The organism is Pseudoflavitalea rhizosphaerae (assembly GCF_003991355.1).
In the GTDB taxonomy this organism is placed as follows: domain Bacteria; phylum Bacteroidota; class Bacteroidia; order Chitinophagales; family Chitinophagaceae; genus Pseudobacter; species Pseudobacter rhizosphaerae.
Map to the genome: position 1 here is coordinate 211,452 of NZ_RCSU01000007.1, position 21,398 is coordinate 232,849.

General features: G+C 45.5%; 20 protein-coding genes. 16 read left to right on the plus strand and 4 right to left on the minus strand.

The window, feature by feature from the left end; genetic code table 11:
• The first annotated feature begins 105 nt into the window (after nucleotides 1-105).
• A complete protein-coding gene (locus D9Y29_RS14100; protein WP_127129209.1) occupies nucleotides 106-993 on the plus strand; it encodes a hypothetical protein in 888 nt (295 codons plus the stop codon).
• A 117-nt stretch (nucleotides 994-1,110) separates the two neighbouring features.
• Here the strand turns inward: D9Y29_RS14100 and D9Y29_RS14105 are convergent, their stop codons facing one another.
• Nucleotides 1,111-2,949, minus strand: a complete 1,839-nt coding sequence (locus D9Y29_RS14105) for an ABC transporter ATP-binding protein (protein WP_127129211.1) — start codon at nucleotides 2,947-2,949, stop codon at nucleotides 1,111-1,113.
• A gap of 63 nt (nucleotides 2,950-3,012) precedes the next feature.
• Here D9Y29_RS14105 and rbfA point away from each other — a divergent pair, with 63 nt between their 5' ends.
• A complete protein-coding gene (rbfA, locus tag D9Y29_RS14110) occupies nucleotides 3,013-3,387 on the plus strand; it encodes a 30S ribosome-binding factor RbfA (RefSeq protein ID WP_127129213.1) in 375 nt (124 codons plus the stop codon).
• A gap of 32 nt (nucleotides 3,388-3,419) precedes the next feature.
• Complete coding sequence (locus D9Y29_RS14115; protein WP_127129215.1) at nucleotides 3,420-4,643, plus strand: FtsX-like permease family protein; 1,224 nt, start codon at nucleotides 3,420-3,422, stop codon at nucleotides 4,641-4,643.
• Nucleotides 4,644-4,693: 50 nt separating this feature from the next.
• On the opposite strand, the gene D9Y29_RS14120 is transcribed toward D9Y29_RS14115, so the two are convergent.
• On the minus strand, nucleotides 4,694-5,530 hold the full coding sequence (locus tag D9Y29_RS14120; RefSeq protein ID WP_127129217.1) for a transketolase: 837 nt from the start codon (nucleotides 5,528-5,530) through the stop codon (nucleotides 4,694-4,696).
• A gap of 257 nt (nucleotides 5,531-5,787) precedes the next feature.
• Here D9Y29_RS14120 and D9Y29_RS14125 point away from each other — a divergent pair, with 257 nt between their 5' ends.
• The 8 genes from D9Y29_RS14125 to D9Y29_RS26685 all read left to right on the plus strand — a co-directional run bounded on the left by D9Y29_RS14125 (nucleotide 5,788) and on the right by D9Y29_RS26685 (nucleotide 12,345).
• Nucleotides 5,788-6,921, plus strand: a complete 1,134-nt coding sequence (locus D9Y29_RS14125; RefSeq protein WP_127129219.1) for an MraY family glycosyltransferase — start codon at nucleotides 5,788-5,790, stop codon at nucleotides 6,919-6,921.
• Between the two features lie 137 nt (nucleotides 6,922-7,058).
• Nucleotides 7,059-7,622, plus strand: coding sequence for a ribosome recycling factor (gene frr / locus D9Y29_RS14130; protein WP_127129221.1), 564 nt, complete (start codon nucleotides 7,059-7,061; stop codon nucleotides 7,620-7,622).
• 128 nt (nucleotides 7,623-7,750) lie between these two features.
• Nucleotides 7,751-8,500: a PPK2 family polyphosphate kinase gene (locus D9Y29_RS14135; protein ID WP_127129223.1), complete on the plus strand. Its 750-nt coding sequence runs from the start codon at nucleotides 7,751-7,753 to the stop codon at nucleotides 8,498-8,500.
• Nucleotides 8,501-8,612: 112 nt separating this feature from the next.
• Nucleotides 8,613-8,993 (plus strand): large conductance mechanosensitive channel protein MscL, encoded by a 381-nt coding sequence (gene mscL / locus D9Y29_RS14140; protein WP_127129225.1) that lies wholly within the window; start codon nucleotides 8,613-8,615, stop codon nucleotides 8,991-8,993.
• 26 nt (nucleotides 8,994-9,019) lie between these two features.
• Nucleotides 9,020-10,066 (plus strand): DUF3078 domain-containing protein, encoded by a 1,047-nt coding sequence (locus D9Y29_RS14145; RefSeq protein WP_127129227.1) that lies wholly within the window; start codon nucleotides 9,020-9,022, stop codon nucleotides 10,064-10,066.
• Nucleotides 10,067-10,200: 134 nt separating this feature from the next.
• Nucleotides 10,201-11,277, plus strand: coding sequence for a segregation and condensation protein A (locus D9Y29_RS14150; protein ID WP_241237938.1), 1,077 nt, complete (start codon nucleotides 10,201-10,203; stop codon nucleotides 11,275-11,277).
• Nucleotides 11,278-11,527: 250 nt separating this feature from the next.
• On the plus strand, nucleotides 11,528-11,992 hold the full coding sequence (locus tag D9Y29_RS26905) for a Fic family protein (protein WP_206513782.1): 465 nt from the start codon (nucleotides 11,528-11,530) through the stop codon (nucleotides 11,990-11,992).
• Nucleotides 11,993-12,018: 26 nt separating this feature from the next.
• A complete protein-coding gene (locus tag D9Y29_RS26685) occupies nucleotides 12,019-12,345 on the plus strand; it encodes a hypothetical protein (RefSeq protein ID WP_206513783.1) in 327 nt (108 codons plus the stop codon).
• Between the two features lie 96 nt (nucleotides 12,346-12,441).
• On the opposite strand, the gene D9Y29_RS14165 is transcribed toward D9Y29_RS26685, so the two are convergent.
• Together D9Y29_RS14165 and dxs are read right to left on the minus strand one after the other, a co-directional pair.
• Nucleotides 12,442-13,071 (minus strand): murein L,D-transpeptidase catalytic domain-containing protein, encoded by a 630-nt coding sequence (locus tag D9Y29_RS14165; RefSeq protein ID WP_127129229.1) that lies wholly within the window; start codon nucleotides 13,069-13,071, stop codon nucleotides 12,442-12,444.
• Between the two features lie 165 nt (nucleotides 13,072-13,236).
• A complete protein-coding gene (dxs, locus tag D9Y29_RS14170; protein WP_127129231.1) occupies nucleotides 13,237-15,165 on the minus strand; it encodes a 1-deoxy-D-xylulose-5-phosphate synthase in 1,929 nt (642 codons plus the stop codon).
• 232 nt (nucleotides 15,166-15,397) lie between these two features.
• Between dxs and D9Y29_RS14175 the strand changes: the two genes are divergently transcribed.
• The 5 genes from D9Y29_RS14175 (at nucleotide 15,398) to D9Y29_RS14195 (ending at nucleotide 21,393) form a co-directional block, all read left to right on the plus strand.
• A complete protein-coding gene (locus D9Y29_RS14175) occupies nucleotides 15,398-16,450 on the plus strand; it encodes a sensor histidine kinase (protein WP_127129233.1) in 1,053 nt (350 codons plus the stop codon).
• Between the two features lie 8 nt (nucleotides 16,451-16,458).
• Nucleotides 16,459-17,193: a LytR/AlgR family response regulator transcription factor gene (locus D9Y29_RS14180; RefSeq protein WP_192909907.1), complete on the plus strand. Its 735-nt coding sequence runs from the start codon at nucleotides 16,459-16,461 to the stop codon at nucleotides 17,191-17,193.
• A 36-nt stretch (nucleotides 17,194-17,229) separates the two neighbouring features.
• A complete protein-coding gene (locus D9Y29_RS14185) occupies nucleotides 17,230-18,513 on the plus strand; it encodes a M20/M25/M40 family metallo-hydrolase (protein ID WP_127129235.1) in 1,284 nt (427 codons plus the stop codon).
• A gap of 45 nt (nucleotides 18,514-18,558) precedes the next feature.
• Nucleotides 18,559-19,659 carry a hypothetical protein gene (locus tag D9Y29_RS14190; protein WP_127129237.1) on the plus strand — a complete coding sequence of 367 codons (1,101 nt, stop codon included), beginning with the start codon at nucleotides 18,559-18,561 and terminating at the stop codon, nucleotides 19,657-19,659.
• 582 nt (nucleotides 19,660-20,241) lie between these two features.
• Nucleotides 20,242-21,393 (plus strand): hypothetical protein, encoded by a 1,152-nt coding sequence (locus D9Y29_RS14195; RefSeq protein WP_127129239.1) that lies wholly within the window; start codon nucleotides 20,242-20,244, stop codon nucleotides 21,391-21,393.
• Nucleotides 21,394-21,398 lie beyond the last annotated feature (5 nt).

A 21,398-nucleotide genomic window follows, 5' to 3' on the forward strand; every position in this document is an offset into this window, starting at 1 on the left:
GATAACCTGTGTTGCAGAAATGAAAATTTAGGAATCCTGCAGGGAAATATCAATTTCCTTCATTTCCTTTGCACTGGTTTCAATACCCTAATCAAAACTTTATTTATGAAAAAACTAATCTTACCCTTCCTCTCGCTCTCTTTGTTTATTTCCGCTTGCAGCAAAGACGATGACAAAGATCCCAAAGAGATCATTCAGCTCCAGGAAGTGGAAATGGAAGACAGCAAACTAAGTTTTACTTACAATGAGCAGAGCCAGCCTACAAAAATTCAGTTCAGTATGAAGGTGAATGATGAGGCATACCTGCCCATGTATTATCTCGATTTTACTTACAATAATGGTAAGCCGGCAACTGCTGATTTTTTTATCAGGCCGCAAATCAATGAAGGCTACAGGCGTCAGACCAGCGCCAAATTTGTACATGAGGGAGGAAATCTGTCTTATACGGCTTTGTTGGGGTACGATGAAAACGGCACACCTGATGAAGACAGGAGAGATACTCTTTTTTACACTTTCAACGCAGCCAATCGATTGACATCATTAAAAGCCGGGAGTAATGGAGCCGCGATCTCACTCGGATGGGATGGGCGCAATAATCTTCTGGTACCCCCCCATACGCAGGAAACTTCAGGTGAGCGTATCACCTCAAGTTTTGAACATGGTTACGATAATAACACCAATCCCTATTCATTAAACGGACTGGGCTTTTTGTTGATTATCCTTAATTTGAGTCAGGTGGAAATGCCGGATCAATTATTGTCGCCCAATAACGGGTTGTCTTATAAACAAACCATCAAAAGAGAAACGCTCGATAATGGCCAGGTAGTGGGTGAGCCCGCCTACGATTATACGACCATTACCCGTACCATTACACTGGGTGAAAAAGGTTTGCCGGCAACCATTGAATTGAAGGAGAAGAAGACTACCTCTTCCGGATCCGAAGAGAACCAAACGAGAAATTACAAATTCAAGTACAGCATTATAAAACAGTAGATCAATTACAGGAATACCGGGGCTGACTAAAAGGGCGGAGAGCTGGCAGTCGCTCGCCTCCCGGCGAGTGACTTGTATTTGTTCGCCTCCGGCGAACCGCATCGCTTCCCGAAATATTTATTTCACTTCCTGCATTTTCACCAGTTTGTGGTAGAACCCTTCCATGGCAATCAGCTGATCGTGTGTGCCGCGCTCAACGATCTGCCCGCGCTGCAGTACGATGATCTCATCAGCATGCCGGATGGTGCTAAGCCTGTGTGCAATTACGATACTGGTCCTGTTGGCCATCATTTTATTGATTGCGTCCTGCACCAGTCTTTCACTTTCGGTATCCAGGGAAGAAGTGGCTTCGTCCAGAATCAGGATGGGCGGGTTCTTCAGCACTGCGCGTGCAATGGTAAGCCTTTGTCTTTCTCCTCCGCTGAGTTTGCTGCCACGGTCGCCGATATTGGTCTCATAGCCTTCTTCTTTTTTGGAGATGAAGTTATGCGCATTGGCGATGGTAGCTGCATGCTCGATATCGGTCAGCGAAGCATCGGGATTACTGAGTGCGATATTACTGGCAATGGTATCATTGAAAAGGATCGGCTCCTGCGTAACAATACCGATCTGGTCTCTCAGCGACTTCAATGAATATTCCCTGATATTGATGCCATCGATAAGTAATTCACCGCTGCTGACATCGTGGAATCTTGGCACCAGGTCGGCCAGCGTTGATTTTCCCGCGCCTGAAGATCCCACCAGTGCAATCGTCTTGCCTTTCTCGATTGTGAGATTGATATTATCCAGGATGGTAACATCCTCGTATTTGAAAGAAACGTTTTTGAACTCGATGCGGTTATTGAAGCTGGTTAGTGTTTTGGGATTGGCAGCCTCTTCCACTACCACCGGCGCTTTCAGAATTTCTTCCACACGGGCGATGGCGGCGCTTCCGCGTTGTGCATTGTAGAAGGCTGTGCTCAGGGATTTGGCGGGGTTGATGATCTGTGTGAAAAAAACGATGTAGGTGATGAAGGCTTCCGCAGTAAGGCCGCTGGTTTCTCCGTTTGCTTCATTGCCTAATACCATTTGCCCCCCGATCCAGAGGATACAGCTCAGTACAAGTACTCCCATAAACTCGGATAACGGTGATGCCAGATCGCGGCGAAATGCCATCTTCACGCGGAGTGTATGAAGGCGATGGCTTGTATTGAGAAAACGGTTATTGAGCAGTTTCTCTGCATTGAATGCTTTCACCACGCGAAGGCCTGAGATGGTTTCATCGAGGATGGAAAGGATCAGGCCCTGTTGTTCCTGTGCCTGGTTGGATTGTTTTTTCAGTTTACGGCTGATCCTGCCGATGATGAAACCGGTAGCAGGCAACAATACAAGCAGGAACAAACTTAAAGTGGGGCTGAGGAATACAAGGGTAAAAAGAATGATGAGGATGTTGAGCGGATCGCGGATCAAACCTTCCAGTGTACTCATTATGCTCCATTCGATCTCATTCATATCGTTACTCATCCGGCTCATGATATCGCCCTTGCGTTGTTCTGTGAAAAAGCCGATGGGCAGTTTAAGGATCTTCGTATACATATCATCCCGGAAAGTGGTCATTACCCGGTTGCGAAGCGGGATCATGATCCGGAACGAAAGATACAGGAACAGGTTCTTCAGCAGCACAGAAACGATCACCGTGATACAGATGGCTGCCAGCGCATATACCTTGTTATTGTATTTATCGATAAGAAGTGTAAGAAGATATTTAAGATATGTGATCACATACGCCGAACTGAAACTTGCTTCCGGCAGTTCCCGCACCAGCGCTTCCTTTCCGAACAACAATTGCAAAAAAGGCGCTAACATGGCCAGTGATAAGAGTGAAAACACTATCGATAATAAAATACATATAAGGTATAGCAGGAGATTGCCTTTCTGGTTCCGGAGATAAAAGAGAATCGTGGAAAATCGCTTCATGGATTAAAATATAGATAAACAGCGCAAAGTAACTAATTTTACAACGATTAATCCGTTAAAGGAATGCAAGAAGGAAAAAGACAAAAACAGATAGCGGGCCTCCTGAACGAGGAATTGAATGGGATCTTCCAGCGATTGAGCCTGACCATGATAGATGGCGGAATGGTATCCATTTCCGGAGTGAAAATGACCCCGGACCTGCTGGAAGCCCGGATTTACCTGAGTTTCTTCCAGGTAAAAGACGCGGCTGCCGCCCTGAAAAAGATCGAAGACAGGGCCTGGGAGATCAAAAAAGAACTAACGGCCAGGGTGGCTAAACAGCTCAGGCGCATGCCGGAACTGAGATTTTACACGGACGATACCCTGGACCATGTTTTCAAAATGGAGGACCTGTTCCGCCAGATCAAAAAGGATGAAGAAGGGAAAGAGGAAAAATAAGAAACTGCCCAATCACACTATAAGCCCTTAGAATGAATTTTCTCTTCGCCTGGCGCTATTTCAAAGCAAAGAAATCTACCAATGCCATCAATGTGATTGCCTGGGTGAGCATGATCGCTATCATGTGTATCACTTTTGCGTTCATCGTAGTATTGAGTGTGTTCAATGGTTTTGAAGGACTGGTGAAGAGTTTGTATTCATCTTTCTACACCGATATCCGTATCTCGCCGGCAAAGGGCAAACTGCTCACACTCACGAAAGAACAATTACAACAACTCCGCAGCAATCCGCAGGTACGCCACTATTCATTGATGGCCGAAGAAAAAACATTGTTGCTGAACGATGATATCCAGGTGATCGCCGACCTCAAAGGGGTTGACAGCAACTATAAATATGTGGCAGGGGTCCCGGAGAAAATGTTCCGCGGCAGTTTTCTCACAGGTAATGAAGAATACCCCACACTGGTATTGGGCAATGGCGTGGAGAATGCGCTGGGCGTGGAATCCGACAAGAATGTGTTTCCGCTCCTGGTATACCTTTTCAAGCGTGGAGCTACAGTTAATACAGCAAATCCCTACGAGAGTTTTGCTGCTTCCAATATCAATACTGCCGGTACTTTCATGATCCAGGCTGATATCGATAACAAATATGCCATCACCAACCTGGCCTTCATGAAGCGCATGATGAACCTGGGCCCCGATGAATACAGTGCTGCAGAAATAGCATTGGTGGATGGCGAAAAAGCCGATGAGGTAAAAAAACAACTGAGATCGATCTTCGGTGATTCATACCGGATAGAAACAAAATACGAGCAAAACCAAAGCCTGTATAGTGTAATGACCATGGAGAAATGGGCCACCTATGGTATCCTTACCCTGATGCTGATCGTTGCTGCCTTTACCATGATCGGCGGTCTTACCATGCTGGTACTGGAGAAACAAAAAGATATCCAGGCGCTCAAAGCGATGGGGGCAGACAACAGGCTGGTGCAGAAAATTTTCCTGAGTGAAGGCATTTTGCTGGCAGGCATCGGCGCCGGCGCCGGCATTGTGCTGGCCCTGATCTTTTGCTGGGCACAGGTACGGTTCAAACTGATCCCGTTGGAAGGAGGAACTTTCCTCATCGATTATTACCCCGTTAAAATATTGCCACAGGATTTTGTATTGATCGTGATCACAGTACTGTTTGTTGCCATCCTGGCTTCGTGGTTCCCTTCCCGTAAGGCTGCCCTTCAACCGATCGAATTGAAAACATAAAAAATCCCGGCCGAAGCCGGGACCCTATATTATGTTTTTGTGAACTGCGCTTAATAATCGCCGAGAGTTTCCGGCAATTGGGCCAGTGCTTTGGCCAGTTGCTCGTCGTTGGGGGCGATACCATGCCATTCGTGTGAGCCTTCCATAAAGTCGACGCCGGCTCCCATCTGGGTTTTCATCATAATAGCGATGGGTTTTCCTTTTCCTACGAATGTTTTGGCTTTTTCCAGTGCGGCAACCACTTTATCCACGTCATTTCCTTCTTCGAGGCGGATCACTTCCCAGCCGAAAGCTTCGAATTTAGCGCCAATGTCGCCAAGTTTCATCACTTTATCAGTAGGTCCGTCGATCTGTTGTCCATTCCAGTCTACAGTTGCAATGAGGTTGTCCACTTTTTTTGCGCCTGCAAACATGATGGCTTCCCAGTTCTGGCCTTCGTCCAGCTCACCGTCACCACTCAGTGAAAACACGAGATTGCTTTCGCCGTTGAGTTTTTTGGTGAGGGCAGCTCCGATGGCCACGCTCATACCCTGACCGAGGGAACCTGATGCTATCCGGATACCCGGAAGGTGCTCATGGGTAGCGGGGTGGCCCTGGAGGCGGGAGTTCAGTTTACGGAATGTGGCAAGTTCTTTTATGTCGAAATACCCGGCCCTGGCCAGGGTGGAGTAGAAAACGGGGCTAATGTGTCCGTTAGACAAGATGAAGACATCCTCATTGGTGGCATTCATATTGAACTGCGGGTTGTGCTGCATTACCTTGAAATATAATGCTGCAAAATAATCTGTACAACCAAGGGAACCACCGGGGTGGCCGCTTTGTGAGCCGTGAACCATTCTAACAATATCCCTGCGGATCTGTGTGGCGATGTCTTTTAATGCTGGCATAAACAGTCTTTAACGGTCTTTAAATGTGGTGGCAAAACTACAAGAAATTGTAGACCAAGTGATGACTCTATTAAACTTTTCTTTATTTTTGATCTCCAATTGCCCGCCTTAAACAATAAAGTTGCCTGAATTGAAGTTCATTTATAGCGACAAGTGCTGTAGTTTTGAACCTTGGCATCTATTTTGCCCCAACCGGCCAGATTAGCAGCACGTAGATAGTATAAAGACAAATATTTAGGAAACCAAAAACAGGGCTGATGTTTGATGTATTACTCTCGATAGCTATATCCTTTACTGTAACCTTCTTAGCTATCCCTGTAATTATTACAGTAGCCGAAAGAAAAAAACTGTTCGACATTCCGGATGAGCGCAAAATCCATGAAACGCCGATCCCTTCCCTGGGTGGCCTTGGCATATTTGCCGGCTTCGTTCTGGCCTGTCTCATATCCATTCAATTTCAGAAATCGAACGAAATGCAGTATTTCCTGGCTGCAGCTTTCGTGATCTTCTTCCTGGGTCTGAAAGATGATATTTTGGTTATTTCCCCAATCAAGAAATTTATAGGTCAAGTACTGGCCGCCTTCCTGATCATTTACAAGGGCGGTGTACAGCTCTCCAGTATGCATGGTTTCATGGGCATTCATGAGTTGCCTGAATCGTTCAGCCTGCTGCTGACCTACTTCACCGTGATCGTAATCATCAACTCATTTAATCTGATCGATGGCATAGATGGCCTGGCGGGAAGCCTCGGCCTGATGACCTCCATCATTTTCGGATTCTATTTTCTGCAGAATAACATGATCGGGTATGCGATCCTTGCCTTCTCTCTGGCCGGCAGTGTTGCAGCATTCCTGATCTTCAATTTCCAGCCCGCGAAAGTATTCATGGGCGATACAGGATCCTTATTGATAGGGCTTATTACGTCTATACTTGCCGTTAAGTTCATTGATGCAGCCAATGCTACCGATGTGGCCTACCCGCTGATAGCATCACCGGCGCTGGCCTTCACCATCCTGATGATCCCCCTGCTGGATACATTAAGGGTTTTTGGAATCCGTATCTTCAACCGCCGCTCACCTTTCAGCCCCGATAGAAACCATATCCATCACATGCTCCTGGACAGAGGCCTTTCCCACCGTACCATTACGCTGGGCCTGGTAGCTGTAAACCTGCTGTTTGTGGTGGTTGCTTACAGTATGCGCAATTTCGGTTGCACCTGGATCATCCTTGGGGTGATCGGGTTCTTCTTCACCGGTATTGCCGCCCTCTACTACACACGCCCCCAACCCCGCCTTTTTGTGGCCAGATCAGTGGAAAAAGACATCAAGGAAAAAGGTACCACCAAGATCGTTCCTCTTACCAAGGATACAATCCTCGAACACAAGAATTGAGTCCCTTCACATAAATCTCAAGGGTCTTTTACGTTCTTCTGAATTGTAAAAGACCCTGATTTATTAAATTCTCATCCGTTCTCTGTGCAGTTTTTCTGAATTGACGTAGGTTTGCAACGCACTTAATTCATTCAATTATGTCAGACGAGTTAAATATTATCAAAGGCCAGGCTGAAGAAGCCATGGTGAAGGCTATTGACCACCTGGAAGCCGAGCTGATCAAAGTACGTGCAGGAAAGGCCAATCCAAACCTGGTAGACGGTCTTGTTGTTGACTACTATGGAACCCCCACACCTATCAGTCAGGTGGGAAATATAACAGTGGCCGATGCCAGAACGCTGGCCATTCAGCCCTGGGAAAAAAATATGCTGCAACCTATCGAGCGCGCCATCATTGCCGCCAATATCGGTATTACACCCCAGAATGATGGCATGACCATCCGCCTGTTTATGCCGCCACTCACCGAAGAACGTCGTAAAGAACTGGTTAAACGCGCACAGGGTGAAGGCGAACATTCAAAAGTTGCTGTCCGCAATATCCGCAGGGACGCTATCGAAAAAATCAAGAAACTGCAGAAGAACGGCCTCAGCGAAGATGTTTGTAAAGATGGCGAAAAGAATGTACAGGACCTTACAGACAAATTCATCTCTCTTATAGATAAGCATCTCGCAGCAAAAGAAAAAGAAATCATGACTGTATAACAGCAGCCACTATGAGTTTGCGAAGGCTGTCTCCCCGAGGCGGCCTTCTTTATTCAAAATACAGCGAGAGAAAAAGGTACATCCGCAAATCAGAAAAATGATATACCTTAAATCACATATTGTCCGCTATGGGAAAAACATTACTATCCTCTATCAGTACCCGTGCTCCGAAAGAATTTGACAAGCAGGAAACAAAAGCCAAAACCGAAGCCATCCTGCAAAAACTGGATGATCTGCAGAACCTGCTCTACGCAGAATCCAAACATGCCATCCTGATCGTGATCCAGGGAATGGATGCAAGCGGAAAAGATGGCGTGATCCGAAATGTATTCGGTTCCCTCAACCCACAGGGCGTAACCGTGAAAAGTTTCAAAGTGCCTACAGCCGAAGAATTATCCCACGATTTTCTCTGGCGTATTCATGCCCACGCTCCTGGAAAAGGTGTGATACAGATCTTCAACAGATCCCATTATGAAGACATTCTGGTTACACGCGTACATCACCTTATCGACGATGAGACAGCTAAAAAACGCATGAAGGCCATCAACGATTTTGAACAGCTGCTTACCGAACATAACAGTACGCGCATCCTTAAATTCTACCTGCATGTTTCCCCGGAAGAACAACAGGAAAGACTCAACGAACGCATACACGACCCCGCCAAACAGTGGAAGTACAACGCTAACGATTTTGAAGAAGCGAAGAAATGGGACGACTACATGAAAGTATATGATGATGCTTTCACGCATTGCAACAATGTTCCCTGGACCATTGTGCCTGCGGATCAGAACTGGTACAAAGAATACCTGATCGCCAGTACACTGCTCAAAACCCTGCAGGACCTCGATATGAAATATCCCGGTCTAAAGAAAGATTAAACAGCCCCTTCGTGTAACCGAAATCCACATCGTGGAAATCAATATATGGCTGGCAATTATATATTATATAGTTTTGCCATGATTGCATTCATTCAATTAAAATTCTATCTATATGGGAATGCTTAAAGACTTCAAAGACTTTGCACTGAAAGGTAACGTGGTTGATCTTGCCGTTGCGGTGATCATCGGTGGCGCTTTTGGGACCATCGTCTCTTCACTTGTTGATGATGTGATCACACCGTTGCTGTTGACTCCTGCATTGAAGCTTGCCAATGCAGAGAATATCGATAAGCTAACCTGGGGCGCAGTCAAATACGGAAAATTCCTTGCAGCGATTATCAAATTCATCATCATTGCATGGATACTTTTCCTGCTGGTGCGTGGTATGAAAAAGATGGCCGCCAAAAAAGAAGCTGCGGCTGCACCTCCTCCCGGTCCTACTCCTACTGAGCAATTGCTCATGGAAATCAGGGATGAGCTGAAGAAAAAGTAATCTAACCATCATTATATTCTACTACTATGCGAAAAATCTTGCTCTTTTGCGCATTCAGTTTGTCGTTGTATGCCCTGAAGGCACAGGATCCCGGTGTGAGAGAAATGAAATCCACCTCCGAGAAAACTGTAGCTATTGATACCTCTCATAAACACGGATGGAGAAAAGGCGGCATCTTTTCTCTGAACGTTGGACAGGGTAGCAGTAAGAACTGGGCTGCAGGTGCGGAAAAGTTCTCCTTTTCCACTTCAGGTCAACTGAGTGTATTTGCCAATTACAGGGAAGGGAAATTCTACTGGAACAATAACCTCGATCTCGGTTATGCGATCGTAAATACAACGTCGCTGGGTAACCGGAAAACAGATGATAAGATTGATTACTTCGGCAAGCTGGGTCATGATCTTACCAAAACCCTTAGTCTTTCCGGTGTGGTTAACTTCCGCTCTCAATTCACTCACGGGTTCGATTATACGTATCTCGGAAAAGATACCTACAAGCGCAGGACTTCTGCCTTCTTTGCTCCGGCTTACCTGATCGTTGCGCCGGGTATCGACTGGCACCCTGTTCCTTATTTCAGCCTGTTCATTTCTCCGGTATCTGCCCGTACATTATTTGTGACTGATCCCTGGCGCTATTATTTCCCCGGTGGCATTATTCCGGTAGATGATGGCGGCGGCTTCGAGAAGCCACTTGCCACCCTTTACGGAGTAGACCCTCATCAGAAAGTGAGGATGGAACTTGGTGGATTCGCTTCGGCCAACTTTGCCAAAGAGATCCTCAAGAACGTGACCTATAAGAGCCGTCTCGATCTCTATTCCAACTACCTGAGCACTTACCGCTATACGCCTACAGGTTCTTACCAGGTGGAAAGGGAAAAGATCTCGGCCAAGCCACAGAATGTTGACGTTTTCTGGACCAATATCATTTCCATGAAAGTAAATAAGTTCCTGAACGTTACGTATAATTTCGACCTGATATATGATGATGATGTGCGTCAGTTCGGGCCCGATAATACTTCTGCAGGAACTCAGCTCAGGTCCTTGCTCAGTGTGGGTTTTTCAACTAAATTCTAAACAGGATATTTCATACATTTGTCGCCTGCCGTTCCCAGCCGGGAGCTGCAGGCGGCTTTGTTTCCGGGCTGTCCAGCCGGTGCGTGATCCTGAAAGACAGGCAGGTATCCCGGAGAATATTCCAAATCATCAGCATGGTAAATCAGTCTTCGTACCAGATCAGGCTTCCCCAGTTCGAGGGACCATTCGACCTTCTGCTCTTCTTCATCGAGCGGGACGAACTGGATATCTATAATATTCCCATTACCAATATCATCAAGGACTTCCTGGCTTATATCCACGAGCAGGAAAAACTCAATATTGAATTATCGAGTGAATTCATCCTTTTCATCAGCACACTCATGCGTATCAAAGCAAAAATGCTGCTGCCACGAAAAGAATTGGATGCACAGGGTAATGAGATCGATCCACGTCAGGAACTGGTAGACAAGATCCTTGAATACAAACGCTACAAAGAAGCCGCCGTTCAGATGGCAGAAATGGAAGCAATGCGTATGCTGATGGTGCGCAGAGGTAATCTGGCCAAAGAACTTTCTACCATTGGAGAAGAATCCGGCGAAGGCACCGAGATCCAAACCATCACGCTCTTTAAGCTCATGAAGACTTTCGAGCGCGTGATGAAACGGATGGAACAGCGTAACAACAAACCCGTTCACACTGTAGTGCGTTACAACTATACCATGGAAGAAAGCCGTGAGTATATGATCAACACGCTGAAGAAAAACAAAACTGTGCCGTTTGAACGGATTTTCAACAGGGCTAACGACCGCATACAAGCGATATTCCTCTTTCTTTCCATGCTGGAGCTTGTGCAGTTGAAATATCTTACCATCATGGTAGGTGAAGGAAGGAACAACTTCATAGTTGAATACAACGAAAACAGGGAAGAAGATGAGTTTGGACTGGATGGCCTTCCGAACGGGTTGATGTCTGGTGGTAATGAAGAAAAAAGCGGATTGTTCGGAGAAGAGTTTGCAGAGGAATTTGAAGAGGACGATTTTGAAGTTGAAGAAGAAGATGAAATTGGTGAATTGAATGATGGAGCGATTGAAAATAAATCAGAAGAAGCTGAAGAGGGTGATGAAGAAGCTGGTGGGGATGCTGATAAAGATTACAAAGAAGATAGCGATGATGAAGATGAAGACGATGAAAACGAAGAAGATGAAGAAGATGAAGACGAAGATGAAAATAATGAGGCCGATAAAAAGTAAGCTAACATTTAAAATAGGTTCAAGTGCCCGCCACCCGGCGGGCATTTTTTATCCAGGCTAAGTTTCCTTAAGTAAATTTAAAAATTATTAAGTTTACTTTTTATTGACAAAGTAAACTTAATGAGAAGTTGGCTTACTTTGGTTGGATGAAATATTCCAGGCAGACCATTGAAAAATTCAAAGCCGGCCACTCTGAAAAAGGGATGAATTACAAATATTTTGTCCCTTCCAGCATCAATCATTTTTGGGTTTGGGAAGATGGAACAATCAATGCCCTGTTGGAAAAGGCTTATGTAAAGTTGGGGGAGCTCAACTCATATGCAAGCCTGTACCCAGTACAGATCTTTACATTCAATTGCATGTTACCAAAGAAGCTGTAGAGTCCAGCAAAATTGAAGGCACCCGTACTCAAATAGATGAAGCTTTATTACCGGAAGATGAGATTCAACCAGAGCGAAGGTCTGGTTGGATTGAAGTGAATAATTATGTCAGGGCGCTGTATGGCGCTGTCAGGCAACTGGATAAGCTACCGCTTTCTTCAAGATTGCTGCGTCAGGCCCATAAGATCCCATTCTTGGATGGAAATGGAAGGATCGGAAGATTGCTGATCCCACTTTATCTGATCTCAACCGGTATTCTAAAAAAGCCTTTATTATATCTGAGTGTGTATTTCGAGAAAACAGAACACTTTATTACGAAAACCTCCGGCGGGTAAGCGAGAAAAATGACCTGGTGCACTGGTTGAAATTTTTTCTGACAGGAGTGATAGAAACCGCCACCAATGGAGTAAAAACACTGGATGCAGTATTGGAATTGAAGTTCAGGCTTGAAAAGGAAACCCTGACTGATTTTGGCAGGCGCCAGGCCTCCGGTCAGAAACTGCTTGACCAACTATTTCATAATCCGGTGATCAATATAAAAAAAGTGGAAGAGGTTTGCCAGTTAAGTACTAAAGCTGCCAATGATCTGGTGAGGATCTTTGAAGATAAAAAATGGCTTGTACAGGAAAATGGTTCTGTAAAATACCGCTGGTTCGTTTTTGAGCCTTACCTCAGCTTATTTAAGTAAAACGGTTTTATTCCACGCTGCACTTTATCCGGCTCATCATCAATTCAAGCTTTTTTACCAGCGCTGTAAAATTTGACTGTAATTGGGTATTTTATATTATTCGTAGATATACAACAAAACAGGTTTCGGGCTCTTATCGATAATGGCTGCCAGCTTTTTGAGGAAGTCTGCAGATACCGTAGGGCAACCATCACTCTGGCAGATGGGGTAAGGAGTTACTTCATTATTGGGTACGCATTCATGTGAATGCAGCACAACATATCTTTTGAAAGCATTGCTGTTGGTGGCGTCCAGGCCATGCAGTTTGTAGGCCAGTCCGAATTTCCCATGATATGGATTCCCGATCTTGTATTTTCCGAGTGAGGTACAGCCGCAACCTACCTCATTGCCATACTTCCTGCCTTTCAACCAGGTTTCATTACATCTGCCATGTGTTACCAAACTGGCACCCAGCACTGAATCTTTTTTCATATCGTAAATGAAAAAACGGTTCTTGCCGGATTCGATCTTCATATCGATCATAAAGCAAAGCTCTGTATTGAAATTGTTCGCTTTGGCATAGGTTTCAAGTGTTGCGCTTTTCGATCCCAGCTTTCGCATAAGGGTAGCTGTTGGCGCAGGCTTCACAGCAGGAGCTTTACTGTTCTTCTTATAAAGATACCAGCCGCCGCTGGCCAGCAGGAACACGATCAGTAAAGAAACGATGGTGAGAAGGATCCTTTTCATGAAGATGGTTTGCTTTTACTCGGGGAGCAGTCGCTCGCGTCCCCGCGAGTGACGGTTATTCCGTCGCCTCCGGCGACACGGTGTTCGCCGGAGGCGAGCGAGTGGGCTCCCCGGTATTCAGGATGCCCGAAACTATCAACTTCCATAAACTATAAAAACAGGGGATTACAATTTAACGTTTACCTGCACTTTCTCGCTCACCATTTCACGAACGGCAGCTGCAATGCCGGCGGCATCGAAACCACATTCGCGGTGCAGTTCTTTCGGAGTGCCATGCTCCACGATCCTGTCGGGAATGCCGAGGATCTTCACGTCGGCCTTATAGTTATGCGCCGCCATGAATTCCAGAATAGCGCTGCCGAATCCGCCAACTACCGTTCCGTCTTCCACCGTTACGATCTTGTTGTACTTGCTGAATACTTCATGCAGCAGGTCTTCATCGATAGGCTTCACAAAACGGAGATCGTAGTGTGCCGGGTCGATGCCATCTGTTCTGAGTTCACGGATGGCAGTAGTAGCAAAATTGCCCGGGTGACCAAAAGAGAGAATAGCGATTTCCTTTCCGTCTTTGATCTTACGCCCCTTGCCGATGGTGATCTCTTCGAGCGGTGTTCTCCATTCCGGCATCACACCTTCTCCGCGTGGATAGCGGATGGAAAAAGGAAAATCATTCTTTTCCAGTTGTGCTGTATACATCAGGTTGCGGAGCTCCTGTTCATTCATGGGGGAGCTCACCACCATATTGGGGATGCAACGGAAGTACGCGATATCATAGGCTCCGTGATGTGTGGCGCCGTCTTCACCTACAAGGCCGCCTCTGTCGAGACAGAAAACAACCGGCAGGTTCTGGATGGCTACGTCGTGGATCACCTGGTCGTACGCGCGTTGCATGAATGAAGAATAGATATTGCAGAACACGCGCATGCCCTGTGTAGCCATACCGGCGCTGAGGGTTACGGCATGTTGTTCGCAGATGCCCACATCGAATGCACGCTCGGGCATTTTCTCCATCATGAATTTGAGGGAGGAGCCGGAAGGCATGGCGGGGGTAACACCGATAATGCTCTTATTCTGTTCAGCCAGTTCAATAATGGTATGGCCGAAAACATCCTGGTATTTCGGAGGCTGAGGAACTTCGAATGATTTCTTGTAGATCTCGCCGGTGATCTTATCAAACAGGCCGGGCGCATGCCAGCGGGTCTGATCTTTTTCCGCGAGCGAATAGCCCTTACCCTTCACCGTTACGATGTGCAGGAGTTTGGGGCCGGGGATATTTTTCAGATCATGGAGCGTGTCTACGAGCTTGGTGATATTATGTCCGTCGATCGGTCCGAAATAGCGGAGCTTCAGGGCTTCGAAGAGATTGCTGTTTTTGTTGATGAAGCCTTTGATGCTATGCTCGATCTTGCTGGCCATTTCGCGGGTGAAGTTCTTGCCCACGGGCAGTTTGCCGAGCGCTTTCCAGATATCGTCCTTGAACTTATTGTAGGTCTGTGATGTGGAGATATCGGTGAGATATTCCTTGAGCGCACCCACATTGGGGTCGATGCTCATACAATTGTCGTTGAGGATGATGAGTACGTCAGAATCTGCAACGCCGGCATGGTTCATGCCTTCGAATGCGAGACCTGCAGTGAGTGCGCCATCGCCGATCACGGCCACTGCCTTGCGGTTCTCTCCTTTGATCCTGGATGCCATCGCCATTCCCAGTGCAGCGGAGATGGAAGTGGAAGAGTGGCCCACACCGAATGTGTCATACTCACTTTCTTTCCTGTTTGGGAAACCGCTGATGCCATTGTATTTCCGGTTGGAAGGGAATACATCTCGGCGACCGGTAAGGATCTTATGTCCATAAGCCTGGTGGCCTACATCCCAAACCAGTTGGTCGAAAGGCGTATTGTAAATATAATGCAGTGCAACTGATAGCTCCACTACCCCCAGACTGGCGGCAAAATGCCCTCCATGAACACTCACTACATCAATGATGTACTGACGCAGTTCATCACAAACCTGATGCAACTGTTCCCGGCTCAATTGTTTAAGATCGGCCGGAGAATTGATCATGCTGAGTAGCGGGCCTGGGGCGATGTTCATTTCCAAATGAATTTAATGGTCAAAAATACGGCTAAATTTTAAAGTTTCAGGCCTAATCCTTCAGGGGACTTCAGGCGGAAGCCCGTTCCGGAAACTTTAACAAATACACTCGTTTCTTCCGACAAAAGGCATACATTGACATGCCGATAAGCTAATTATACGGCCATATATCCCAAATACGGCATATGACCTCCTCAAAAACGTAGATTTGTTGGGTTCCGATCTTTCGACCATGGCTAAAAAAATATCATATTACTGGCTCTGCCAGATCCTGGGCTGGAGCGCGTTCATTCTGGTTTATATCTTTTTTTATTTGACCCTCCGTAACCGGGAAACGCCTTACTTCTATGAGGTACTCTTCCTGGAAGCGGCAATCGGATTCCTGGTTACGCATGTGATGCGAAGCTTCATCCACCGGTTCAAACTGGTAGACAAGCCAATCAATGAACAGGGCTTCTACATCTTTTTCGTTTCATTTGTATTTGCCGTGATCTATGCAGCATTGGGCACAACACTGGAGCGGGTGCTTGGTTTCGAACCACCCAAACAGGCCGAGCTGGCGCTGATCAACAAGATCCTCCGTGCGGCACTGGGCTGCTTCCTCTTTGTACTGATCTGGAACCTGATCTATTTCGCTTATCATTATATCGTTCGGGCGCGAGACACGCAACTGGACCGTGTAAGGCTTCAGTCGCTGGTGAAAGAACTGGAACTGAAAACCATCAAAGCGCATATCAATCCTCATTTCATATTCAATGCCCTCAATAGTATCCGCGCGCTAATCGATGAAAATCCCAATCGCGCCCGCAATGCCATTACCGAGCTCAGCAATATCCTCCGCAGCAGCATGCAGGCGGAAAAGCAGGAGACAGTGCCGTTCGAGAAGGAACTCAGCATCGTGAAGGACTACCTGGCGCTGGAATATATCCGGTTTGAGGACCGACTCAAAGTGGAATACCAGATAGATGAAGATACCCTGGACCAACCTGTACCGCCCATGATGCTTCAAACCCTGGTAGAAAATGCCATCAAGCACGGTATCGGCAAACAGATCAGTGGAGGCGTGGTGAAGGTGGTGTCTGACTTCAGGAACAATTTCCACGAACTGATCGTTCAGAATACGGGTCACCTCAATGGTTATATGAATACAGGCGATGGCTTCGGACTTAGCAGTACCCGGAACCGCCTGCAATTATTGTTTGGCGAAAAAGCTAACTTTGAAATAAGACAGGTAGACAGCGGACTGGTAGAAGCCCGCATACTCATTCCTGTTGAAAACATTTAACCAGGTATATGATCAGAGCCATCATTATTGACGACGAACGCCTCGCCCGCAATGAGCTGAAAAAACTGCTCACTGAATTCCCGGAAATCGAAGTGGTGGCAGAAGCCGCCAATGCCGGAGAAGGCATCGAGAAAATCGAAAATATCAACCCAGACCTCATTTTCCTGGATATTTCCATGCCAGGCAAAACAGGTTTCGATATGCTGTCTGAACTGGACCGAACCCCGCACGTGATCTTCACCACCGCTTACGATGAATTTGCATTGAAAGCTTTTGAAGTGAATGCACTGGACTATCTCCTCAAACCTGTTGAGCCCAAAAGGCTCGCAGACGCTATCCAGAAATTGCACCAGCATGAGGACCGCGACCAGCTTCCCGTGAACCCTGCCAACGTGAACCACTCCGTATTGAGTGAGAACGACCAGGTATTTGTGAAAGATGGCGAACGCTGCTGGTTTGTGAAGCTCTCCGAAATTCGGTTGTTCGAAAGCGTTGGGAACTACGCGAAAGTGTATTTCGGGCCCAACAAGCCGCTGATCCTGAAATCCCTCAATGCACTGGAAGAAAGACTGGATGAAAAAACATTCTTTCGCGCCAATCGCAAACATATAGTGAACCTCCGTCTGATAGACAAAATAGAACCTTATTTCAATGGCGGCCTGCTGCTGGAATTGAAAGGCGGTGAAAAGATAGAAGTGAGTCGCCGTCAGACCGTGAAGTTCAAGGAAATGATGAGCCTTTAGCCTGTTGCTCAAAACAAAAACACTGAATACATTCCCATGCAGAAAATTCTCTCCATTGTAACCATGCTCGCTATCGGGCAGGTTAGCTATTCACAATCCATCGACAAGGTTATCAATGTTACGGAAGTGGAAAGGATCGAAAAGATCCTGTCCGCCGATGATATGCAGGGCCGCCGCACATTTACCCCCGGTATCGATAAAGCCGCCGATTTCATTGCAGCAGAATTTAAGAAAGCAGGTCTTCAGCCTGTAAAAGGTGATTCCTGGTTCCAGGAGTTCGCAATGATAAAACCGAAATTCCTGAATGCGAACGGTATGGTGAATGGTAATTCCATTCCTGAAAAGAATATCGTGGCGCTCAGCTCACAGAGCAATATCAAAGTGGATAATAAATCCGGCTACACAAACGTGAACATCGGGGAAGCAGACACGCTGTTCCCTGTAGTGATGCGACTGCTGGATTCAAAGAAAAATTATTTCGTTACCGTACACGAGAAGCACGGAAGGATGTTCAATGGCCTCAAGCGTTTCCGCGAGCAATCATTCGAATCTCCTTCCAATATCGTACTGGTGCTTTCCAATGAAGCCGCCAATACCTATTCCGTTGAATTCAACCAGGAGATCACACGGGCTCCGCTGAAAAATGTTGTAGGCATTCTTCCCGGAAAGAAAAAGAAAAATGAATACGTGATCTTCTCCGGTCACTATGATCACCTTGGCATCGGTAAACCGAATGAAGCCGGGGACTCCATCTTCAATGGCGCCAATGATGACGCTTCCGGTGTTACTGCCGTGATCATGCTGGCGCAATACTATGCGCAGCAAAAAAACAATGAACGTACTCTGGTATTTGCAGCCTTCACTGCTGAAGAAGTAGGTGGATTTGGATCGAAACATTTCTCTGAGCAGTTCGATCCTTCCAAAGTGATGGCCATGTTCAATATCGAGATGATCGGTACAGAAAGCAAATGGGGCACCAACTCCGCTTTCATTACCGGTTATGAAAAGACTGATATGGGCACTATCCTGGAAAAGAACCTGCAGGGATCTGCTTTCAAATTCTATCCTGATCCCTATCCCGATCAGCAACTGTTCTATCGTTCAGACAATGCAACCCTGGCCAGACAAGGTGTTCCGGCACATACCATCTCTACATCGAAAATGGACAGTGAAAAATTCTATCATACGCAGGAAGATGAGATCGAAACACTGGATATGAAGAATATGACGGAGATCATCAAATCCATAGCAGTGAGTGCAAAAACTATTGTTGCAGGAAAGGATACTCCTTCAAGAGTGGATACGAAGCAACTGAGATAGTGGATAGTGAGATTTTGAAACACCCTAAACTTAACACCCAAAAATATGAAACACTTATCCTTGCTCTCGTTTTTTTTGATTGCGTCCGGCATCTTGCACCTGAATGCTCAAAATACTTTTCCCTGGCCCGAAACTGGCACTGTTGGTATTGGCACTACTACGCCATTGTACAATCTTCATGTGATGAATACTGGAATTCCGCTAATGACAGAAAATACTGGAACTTCAACCAACAACTTAACAACAGTGCTGGGATTAACGAAAACAACTACAGGTACTATGGTGGATGGCTTTGGTCCGGTAGTCTCTTTTTATGTTCAGGGTAATAGTGCAGTTAGAAATATGATAGGTTTTTTGGGAATGTCTCGAAAGGGGGCAGATAAAACAGGAGTTATGACGTTTCACACTGGTAATGCCGGAACAATTACTGAAAAGATGCGGATAACTAACACTGGTTTTGTTGGAATCGCTAATAACAATCCCCTTTATCCTTTGGACATCAGTAAGAATTCTAATGATGCCAGTCCTACATTGAATATCAGGAACGCTAATGCAGGGGCAAGTTCCCAAACTTCAATTAGTTTTTTTAACAATGCGGGAACTACGTTTAATACCCATGGAGCGATAGTCAGCTTAACCTCTACTACATCTACAATTCCAAACACTCTTCAAATGTGGAACTTTATGAGTGGAGCAGTGAGATTTGGAACCAATAATACAGAAAGAATGCGTATTGCTTCGAATGGAAATGTGGGGATTGGCACTACGAATATCACGGATGTGAATTTCAAACTGTTCGTTGAAGGTAATATTCGTGCCAGGAAAGTACGTATAGACGCAGAAACCTGGCCGGACTATGTTTTTCATCCTGCGTATCAACTAAGGCCCTTGGAGGAAGTAGAGGCTTATATAAAAAGTTATCAGCACTTACCAGATGTGCCATCGGCCGAGGAGGTAAAGACAAATGGGATTGACGTTGGAGAGAATCAGGCTGCATTGCTGAAGAAAATTGAAGAATTGATGTTGTATACAATTGAGCAACACAAAAAAATTGAAGCGCTTGTCAAAAAGAGTGAAGAGCAGGAAAAAAAGAATGAGGCACAGGAAAGGGAGATCGAATTATTGAAAAAGCAAATCAATAAGTAACGAGCGTATTACAATAAATGCAAAAGGTCGCTTCCAAACGGAGCGACCTTTTGCATTTTCAGAGAAGGGGATGGATTGCAGTGTTTATTTCTCTTTGAATATTTTTTCCAGTTTTGCGCGGAAGTGGTTCCTGAGGGGCATGCTGTCAGGGCTGATGAGGTAATTGTTGGGGAAACTAACAATACTTCAATTCCATAATTTATCCTGGTGAATTGTCTCCAAATCGGCAGGGGCCACAAGTGCTGGCACAGAAATCAAACATTACAAATTTCCAATTGAAGTCTGCCAGAGAAACGGGATTGTTGGCAGTATCATATAAGGAATTCACCAGGGTTGACTAAGAAGACAATAGTGGATTCCCCAACATTCAGCGTTTGACTTTTATAGTCAGCTCTATGCGTAATACCAGATTTTATAAGGTGTAAAATTTGGTTTTCCAGCTCCTACTACATAGCACACTTACCAGTGTTTTTGTCACATTTATCAGCTTTAGAATTACGGTTATGAATAATATTGGAATGAAGTCCTATTAGAAGGCTTATTGGCAAAGGACTTAAACTCAACAACTCTTCCAGATTATGGTTGTCTTCTCCATTCCTCGATAATATCCAGGAGGATGCAGATGCTTCTTATAAAATGTTGTTTGCCCATAAATATGACGAATTGGGTAGAAGAGTTCAAAAGACACTTGCTCCTCAGTACAATAATGGACAAGGGTTAGAAACCCTCAATTTTGACTTTAATATCAAAGGCTGGCTTACGGGTATCAATAAAGACTATGCGCTGGGAGAATATAATTCTGATCAGTGGGAGCATTATTTCGGTATTTATATCGGTTATGATAATCGCGATAATAAATTCTCCAATGGGCTTTTAAACGGAAACATTACCGGTGTTCAATGGAAAAGTCAGGGTGATAATACACCAAGAAAATATGAATACGAATATGATAATCTTGATCGCTTAACCAAAGCTACCTTCACTCAGAAAGGTAATAGCAGCGAAGGGTGGAACAATTCCAGGCTCGACTACACAGTGAAAGATATTGCCTATGATGCAAATGGAAATCTGTTTTCCATGACCAATATGGGCACACTGTTGGGAAGCGCATCAAAAGTGGAGATTGATAAACTTAGTTACGTTTACAAACCTTTATCCAACAGGCTGACACGAATTGATGATCTCAGTACAACTGGCGCCAGCAATGGTAAATCCGGAGATTTTAAAGATGGAACCAATACTGGAAGTACTGATGATTATGATTACGATCTTAACGGTAACCTTTCGCTGGACAGAAATAAAGAGATAAGAACAGGTTCTGCAAAAGGTGTTACTTATAATATTTTCGATAAGCCTGTTTCTATCAATGTTGAGGGCAAAGGGCATATCAGGTATGTATATGATGGAGGAGGAAGTGGAAGAGCAAGTGCGGATGTTAGTAAAATTAAGCTTACAGATGTTCAAATCGTTGCAAAAAGAGATGCATTTCACCATATAAAAGGGTTCTCTGCCGCCAAATTAGATCAAGCTAGCTATGATCGATATTCAATACGTGGAAGAGAACAACAATTGATCGATTATAATGGAGGAGCTCAGTCTGATTTGGGCTCACCAAGAAAGTCGGGCAACCCAATCAGAGGTGTGAGTAGATGGAATAAAAAGGGGATGATGTATTGGTTGGCATCAACTCGTGAATTCGGATTATTATTTAGATTTACAGGATACTTTCAATAATTTAT